This is a genomic window from Burkholderia sp. BCC1985 (genome assembly GCF_905339915.1).
Taxonomy (GTDB): Bacteria; Pseudomonadota; Gammaproteobacteria; order Burkholderiales; family Burkholderiaceae; genus Burkholderia.
Genome location: NZ_CAJPGY010000056.1, coordinates 36,775 through 43,485 on the forward strand (window position 1 = coordinate 36,775; position 6,711 = coordinate 43,485).

At 69.0% G+C, this 6,711-nt stretch carries 5 protein-coding genes and 1 pseudogene; all 6 read left to right on the forward strand.

The genetic code is table 11. From position 1 onward, the window contains the following. Positions 1–4: 4 nt before the first annotated feature. Complete coding sequence (gene hutI / locus U4Z31_RS33265; protein ID WP_321812605.1) at positions 5–1,228, forward strand: imidazolonepropionase; 1,224 nt, start codon at positions 5–7, stop codon at positions 1,226–1,228. Positions 1,229–1,379: 151 nt separating this feature from the next. Beyond that, positions 1,380–2,756 (forward strand): formimidoylglutamate deiminase, encoded by a 1,377-nt coding sequence (locus U4Z31_RS33270; protein ID WP_321812606.1) that lies wholly within the window; start codon positions 1,380–1,382, stop codon positions 2,754–2,756. A gap of 60 nt (positions 2,757–2,816) precedes the next feature. After that, positions 2,817–3,614: an N-formylglutamate deformylase gene (gene hutG, locus U4Z31_RS33275; protein ID WP_124489555.1), complete on the forward strand. Its 798-nt coding sequence runs from the start codon at positions 2,817–2,819 to the stop codon at positions 3,612–3,614. A gap of 728 nt (positions 3,615–4,342) precedes the next feature. Then, the gene (locus U4Z31_RS33280) at positions 4,343–5,149 is read left to right on the forward strand and encodes a gamma-glutamyl-gamma-aminobutyrate hydrolase family protein (protein WP_321812607.1); all 807 of its coding nucleotides are present in this window, start codon (positions 4,343–4,345) and stop codon (positions 5,147–5,149) included. A 12-nt stretch (positions 5,150–5,161) separates the two neighbouring features. Continuing rightward, complete coding sequence (locus U4Z31_RS33285) at positions 5,162–6,499, forward strand: glutamine synthetase family protein (protein ID WP_321812608.1); 1,338 nt, start codon at positions 5,162–5,164, stop codon at positions 6,497–6,499. A gap of 38 nt (positions 6,500–6,537) precedes the next feature. After that, a pseudogene (locus tag U4Z31_RS33290) lies at positions 6,538–6,711 on the forward strand (aspartate aminotransferase family protein); the annotation flags it as partial.

Sequence of the window (6,711 nt, forward strand, 5' to 3'; positions counted from 1 at the left end):
ACGCATGAAACCGACTGTCTGGCATCACCTGAGGCTGTGTCCGCACGGCCATCCCGACGAAACGATCGACGACGCGGCGATCGCCGTCGATGAAACCGGCACGATCGTGTGGCTCGGCGCGTTGTCCGCGCTGCCGCACGGTTATGCGCACTGGCAGCGGGAAGACCTGCACGGCGCGTGGGTGACGCCGGGCCTCGTCGACTGCCATACGCACCTCGTGTACGGCGGCACGCGGGCCGACGAGTTCGCGCAGCGCCTCGCCGGCGTCAGCTACGAGGAGATCGCGCGGCAGGGCGGCGGGATCGTGTCGACGGTGCGCGCGACGCGCGCAGCCGACGAGACGACGCTGTTCGTGCAGGCCGCCGCGCGCCTGCAGCCGCTGCTCGCCGACGGCGTGACGGCGATCGAGATCAAGTCGGGCTACGGGCTCGACCTCGCGAGCGAGCGCAAGATGCTGCGCGTCGCGCGCCAGCTCGGCGAGCGCTTCCCGGTCACGGTCTACACCACGTTCCTCGGCGCGCACGCGCTGCCGCCGGAATATACGGGCCGTGCGGATGAATACATCGACGAAGTGTGCGGCCGGATGCTGCCGGCGCTCGCCGACGAAGGCCTCATCGACGCGGTCGACGTGTTCTGCGAGCGCATCGGCTTTTCGCTCGCGCAGACCGAGCGCGTGTTCGAGGCCGCGACGCGGCGCGGGCTGCCGGTGAAGCTGCACGCGGAGCAGTTGTCGAACGCGGGCGGCACCGCGCTTGCCGCGCGTTATCGCGCGCTGTCCGCCGACCACCTCGAATTTCTCGACGAAGCTGGCATCGAGGCGATGAAGGCGGCCGGCACGGTCGCCGTGCTGCTGCCCGGCGCGTATTACTTCATTCGCGAAACGCAATTGCCGCCGATCGAGCTGCTGCGCAAGCATGGCGTGCCGATCGCGCTCGCGACCGATCACAACCCCGGCACCTCGCCGCTCGAATCGCTGCTGCTGACGCTGAACATGGGCTGCACCCTGTTCCGCATGACGGTGCCCGAGGTGCTGCAGGGCGTGACGCGCCATGCGGCGGCGGCGCTCGGCCGCGCGGATCGTCACGGTGCGCTCGAGATCGGCCGCCAGGCCGATTTCGCGGCCTGGTCGGTCGGCTCGCTGTCGGAGCTCGCGTACTGGATCGGCCGGCCGCTGTGCGAGCAGGTCGTGCGCGGCGGCGCGACGGTGTTTCGCCGGATGAACGGCTAATTTTAGCGGAGGGCCGGAGGCGGCGCTGAAGCGCCGGTCCGGTCGATCGCCACGGAGCGGAAGCGGGCGCCGACGCGCCGCCTCCTGCCAACCGGGGCTTGGGACCGGACCGACGCTTCAGTGCGCCGAATCCGGCCAACAAGGACTCACGATGACCGACTCTATGTTGTTCGCGGACCATGCCCGGCTGCCCGATGGCTGGCGCCGCAACGTGCTGCTGCGCTGGGACGCGGCCGGCACGCTGACAGACGTGACGCCCGACACCGACGCGCCGGCCGGCGTCGCGCGCGCGGCCGGGCCCGTGCTGCCCGGCATGCCGAACCTGCATTCGCACGCGTTCCAGCGCGCGATGGCGGGGCTCACCGAATATCGCGCGAATCCCGCCGACAGCTTCTGGAGCTGGCGCGACCTGATGTACCGCTTCGCGCTGAAGATCACGCCCGACGCGCTCGCGGCGATCGCGCGCTGGCTGTACGTCGAGATGCTGAAGTGCGGCTACACGTCGGTGTGCGAATTCCACTACGTGCATCACGCGCAGGATGGCTCGCGCTATCCGCAGATCGCGGAACTCGGTGCGCGCGTGGTCGATGCCGCGCGCTCGGCCGGCATCGGCATCACGATGCTGCCCGTGTCGTACCAGTTCGCCGGCTTCGGCAACAAGCCGCCGCGCGACGACCAGCGCCGCTTCATCAATACGCCGGACGGCCTGCTCGAGCTGCTCGACGCGATGCGCCGCGTCGCGCCCGAGCACGGCGGCCTGCGCTACGGCGTCGCCCCGCACTCGCTGCGCGCGGTGTCCGAGAACGGCTTGCGCGTGCTGCTCGAAGGCCTGCCCGACGACGCGCCGGTGCATATCCATATCGCCGAACAGACGGCCGAAGTCGACGATTGCGTGCGCGCGTACGGCGCGCGTCCCGTGCAATGGCTGCTCGATCGTTTCGACGTCGATGCGCGCTGGTGCCTCGTGCACGCGACGCACGTCGATGCGGCCGAAACGGCCGCGCTCGCGAAGCGTCGCGCGGTGGCCGGCCTGTGCCTGACCACCGAGGCGAACCTCGGCGACGGCGTATTCCCGGCGCTCGACTATCTCGCGCAGGGCGGCGTGATCGGCGTCGGCTCGGACAGCCATGCGTCGGTCGACTGGCGCTCGGAACTGCGCCTGCTCGAATACGGGCAGCGGCTCGTGCATCGCGCGCGCAACGTGCTCGCGAGCGACACGCAGGCGCATGTCGCCGACCGGCTGTTCGACGCGTCGCTCGCGGGCGGCGCGCAGGCGAGCGGACGGCGCATCGGCGCGCTGCGTGAAGGCTGCCGCGCCGACTGGTTCGTGCTCGATCCCGATCATCCGGCGATCGCGGAGCACGACAGCGCGTCCTGGCTGTCGGGCACGGTGTTCGCCGAGCACGGCGACACGCCGGTGCTCGACGTCTATACCGGCGGCGAGCGCGTCGTGAGCGGCCGCCGCCATCGCGACGAAGCCGCAGCTTATGCCGACTACCGCGCCGCGCTGGCGCAACTGCTGCGCTGAATGCGCGGCATCCGGCGCACGCCGCGCGCGTGCGCCGGCCGACTTTTACGGTGAGGCGACATGACTGAACAACCGGCTGTATTCACGCTGAAGCAGGGCACGCTGCCGCTGCTGATCTCGATTCCGCACGCAGGCACCCACATCCCCGACGACATCGCCGCGACGATGACGCCCGATGCGCGCTTCGTCGACGATTGCGACTGGCACCTCGAGCGCCTGTACGGCTTCGCGGCGACGCTCGGCGCGTCGATCCTCGTGCCGTCGCACGCGCGTTACGTCGTCGACCTGAACCGTCCGCCCGACAACGAGAACCTGTATCCGGGGCAGGACACGACGGGGCTCGTGCCGGTCGATACGTTCGACAAGGCGCCGCTGTATCCGGCGGGCGCGCTGCCCGGCAACGACGAGATCATGCGCCGTCGCGACCGCTACTGGCGCCCGTATCACGACGCGCTGCAAGGCGAGATCGCGCGCCTGAAGCGCGAGCACGGCCGCGTGCTCGTGTGGGAAGCGCATTCGATCCGCTCGCACGTGCCGCGCTTCTTCGAGGGCCGCCTGCCGGACTTCAACTTCGGCACGTCGAGCGGCGCGAGCGCCGCGCCGGGCCTTGCCGAGGCGCTGGCCGCATGCGTGAGCGCGCACGGCGGTTATACGGCCGTCGCGAACGGGCGTTTCAAGGGCGGTTACATCACGCGCCACTACGGCGTGCCCGCGACCGGCGTCGAAGCCGTGCAGCTGGAGCTGTCGCAGATCACCTACATGGAAGAGACGCGTCCGTATGCGTACGACGAAGCGCGCGCCGCGCGGATCGTGCCGCTGCTGCAGACGCTCGTCGAAACCGCGCTCGCGCATCGCTGATCCGTCGGCGCGCGCTGCGTGCGGCGGCGCGGTGCGATGTCGCGCCACGGCCTGCCGGCGGGCAAGGCGCACATTGGTGCATCGCACAAAACGGCATCGACCCGAGCGGTCGATGCCGTTTTTTTTCGTCTGATCGATGTCGGGATCGGTACCTGAAAATTTGACGCAATTTTTAGGTGATATAAGCTGAATGTCAGGAAGTCGTCACGCGCGCCCCGGCCGCGACGGCGTCGATCAGCGCCGCACCGCGCCGGAATCCGTTGCGAGACACCTTGCCGACGTGTCGTCGCGCGGCATTGCCGCCCCCGCTTCATCGCGACACGTGTCCTGCCTTCATCAGTCAGTCGAGTACGATCGTGAAAGCCGCCAGCCCTTCGATACGCCGGACCCGAAGTCCGTCGGCGGGCGCGCCGCCTCAGGCCGGGCCGATCCGGCATGCTGAGCGCGGCACGCGCGCCGCCCCCATACGCGAGCCCCGCTTCTTCGCTGTGCCCCATCGCGGCCTGCGCCGCTTCAATGTCGTCACCGCACACGTGTTCAGCGCGGTGCAGTGCGACGGCAGCGCTTCATTGTTGCCCTAGCGTCCTTTTCCGCTTTCGCATCGGATCGCACCGCCCGTTGCCGCATCGTCCGAGCGGCACGATCGCGCGTGGAAGCGTGCAGCGCCATCGCGGGCCGCCATCGTCCTGCGCGTCCGCACGCGTCGCGCATTTATCGCGGAGGCGATCATGCGACCGCGCCCGCTCGTAGCCGTCACCGCCGATCGCGTCATGCGCGGCGCCCATCCGAACCACACGGCCGGGGAGAAGTATCTCGTCGCGCTGGTCGACGGTGCCGGCGCGCTGGCGTTGGTGCTGCCCGCGCTGGGTGCGCGGCAACCGGTCGACGCGATCGTCGCGGCGATCGACGGGCTGCTGCTGACCGGCAGTTATTCGAACGTCGAGCCGCATCACTACGGCGGCCCGGCGAGCGCGCCCGATACCCTGCACGATCCCGCGCGCGATGCGACCGCGCTGCCGCTGATCCGCGCGGCGATCGATGCGGGCGTGCCGGTGCTCGCGATCTGCCGCGGCATGCAGGAGCTGAACGTCGCGTATGGCGGCACCTTGCATCAGCGACTGCATGCGAGCGCGGGCTTCCACGATCATCGCGAGCGCGACGGCGATCCGCTCGAGCGGCAGTACGGCGCCGCGCACCGCGTGCAGCTCGCGCCGGGCGGGTTGCTGCAACGGATCGCGCACGGCGCGCACGACGCGATGGTCAATTCGTTGCACGACCAGGGCATCGCGCGGCTCGGCGCGGGCCTCGCGGTCGAGGCGAGCGCGCCCGACGGGCTGATCGAGGCCGTGAGCGTGCGCGGCGCGCGCGCGTTCGCGCTCGGCGTGCAGTGGCATCCCGAATGGCGCCACGCGGAGCAACCGCTGTCGCGCGACATCTTCGCGGCATTCGGCGCGGCGTGCCGCGCGCGCATGACACACCGCATTCATGCGGCCGGCGGCACCATGCCGTCGCCGGCTGCATCCGACATCGACTGAACGAGGCCGATCATGCAACCCGAACTGAGTGAATTCCTGCGCCAGCACCGCATTACCGAAGTCGAGGCGATCATTCCCGACATGGCCGGCATCGCGCGCGGCAAGATCATTCCGCGCAACAAATTCGAATCCGGTGAATCGATGCGCCTGCCGCAGGCCGTGATGGTGCAGACCGTCACCGGCGACTATCCGGAGGACGGCTCGCTGACCGGCGTGACCGATCCCGACATGGTGTGCGTGCCCGATCCGTCGACGATCTGCCTGATTCCGTGGGCCGTCGACCCGACCGCGCAGGTGATCCACGATTGCGTGCATTTCGACGGCTCGCCGGTCGAGATTTCGCCGCGCTACGTGCTGCGCCGCGTGCTCGACCTGTACAAGGAAAAGGGCTGGAAGCCCGTGGTCGCGCCTGAACTCGAGTTCTATCTGGTCGACATGAACGCCGACCCCGACCTGCCGCTGCGTCCGCCGGTCGGGCGCACGGGGCGGGCGGAAACCGGCCGTCAGTCGTATTCGATCGAGGCGGTCAACGAGTTCGATCCGCTGTTCGAGGACATCTACGAATACTGCGAGATGCAGGGGCTCGACATCGAGACGCTGATCCATGAGGTCGGCGCTGCGCAGATGGAGATCAACTTCGTGCACGGCGACGCGCTGTCGCTCGCCGACCAGGTGTTCCTGTTCAAGCGCACGGTGCGCGAGGCGGCGCTGCGCCACAATATGTATGCGACGTTCATGGCCAAGCCGATGGAAAACGAGCCGGGCTCCGCGATGCATATCCACCAGAGCCTCGCCGACGTGCACACCGGCCGCAACCTGTTCGCCGACGACGGCGGCGTCGTGTCGCCGATGTTCCAAAGCTATCTTGCGGGCCTGCAGAAATATACGCCCGCGCTGATGCCGATCTTCGCACCGTACATCAACTCGTATCGCCGCCTGTCGCGCTTCATGGCCGCGCCGATCAACGTGCAGTGGGGCTACGACAACCGTACGGTCGGCTTTCGCATCCCGCAGTCGACGCCGGTCGCGCGGCGCATCGAGAACCGGATTCCGGGCGTCGACTGCAATCCGTACCTCGCGTTCGCGGCGACGCTCGCCGCCGGTTATCTCGGTCTCACGCAGCAGCTCGCGCCGACCGAGCCGATCGCGTCCGACGGCTACGACCTGCCGTACCAGCTGCCACGCAACCTCGAGGAGGGCATCTCGCTGATGGCCGCGTGCACGCCGCTCGCCGGCATTCTCGGTGACAAGTTCGTGAAGGCGTACCTGGCGCTGAAGGAAACCGAATACGAAGCGTTCTTCCGCGTGATCAGTTCGTGGGAACGCCGCCATCTGCTGCTGCACGTGTGAGCGTGCGCACGACCGCATCAAGGAACGACGGAGGAAACATGACGTACCGTAACGAACCCGCGTGGATCCAGCCCGCCGCGCCGGCCACCGCACCGCGCACGACGCAGGCACGCTCGACCGCCGAATACCGCGCGCTCGACGCCGCGCATCACATCCATCCGTTCTCGGACATGGGTGCGCTCAATCGCGCGGGCAGCCGCGTGATCGTGAAG

Coding starts and splice junctions, on each gene's coding strand:
- hutI (WP_321812605.1), top strand. CDS start 5: ATGAAACCGACTGTCTGGCATCACCTGAGGCTGTGTCCGCACGGCCAT.
- U4Z31_RS33270 (WP_321812606.1), top strand. CDS start 1,380: ATGACCGACTCTATGTTGTTCGCGGACCATGCCCGGCTGCCCGATGGC.
- U4Z31_RS33285 (WP_321812608.1), top strand. CDS start 5,162: ATGCAACCCGAACTGAGTGAATTCCTGCGCCAGCACCGCATTACCGAA.
- U4Z31_RS33280 (WP_321812607.1), top strand. CDS start 4,343: ATGCGACCGCGCCCGCTCGTAGCCGTCACCGCCGATCGCGTCATGCGC.
- hutG (WP_124489555.1), top strand. CDS start 2,817: ATGACTGAACAACCGGCTGTATTCACGCTGAAGCAGGGCACGCTGCCG.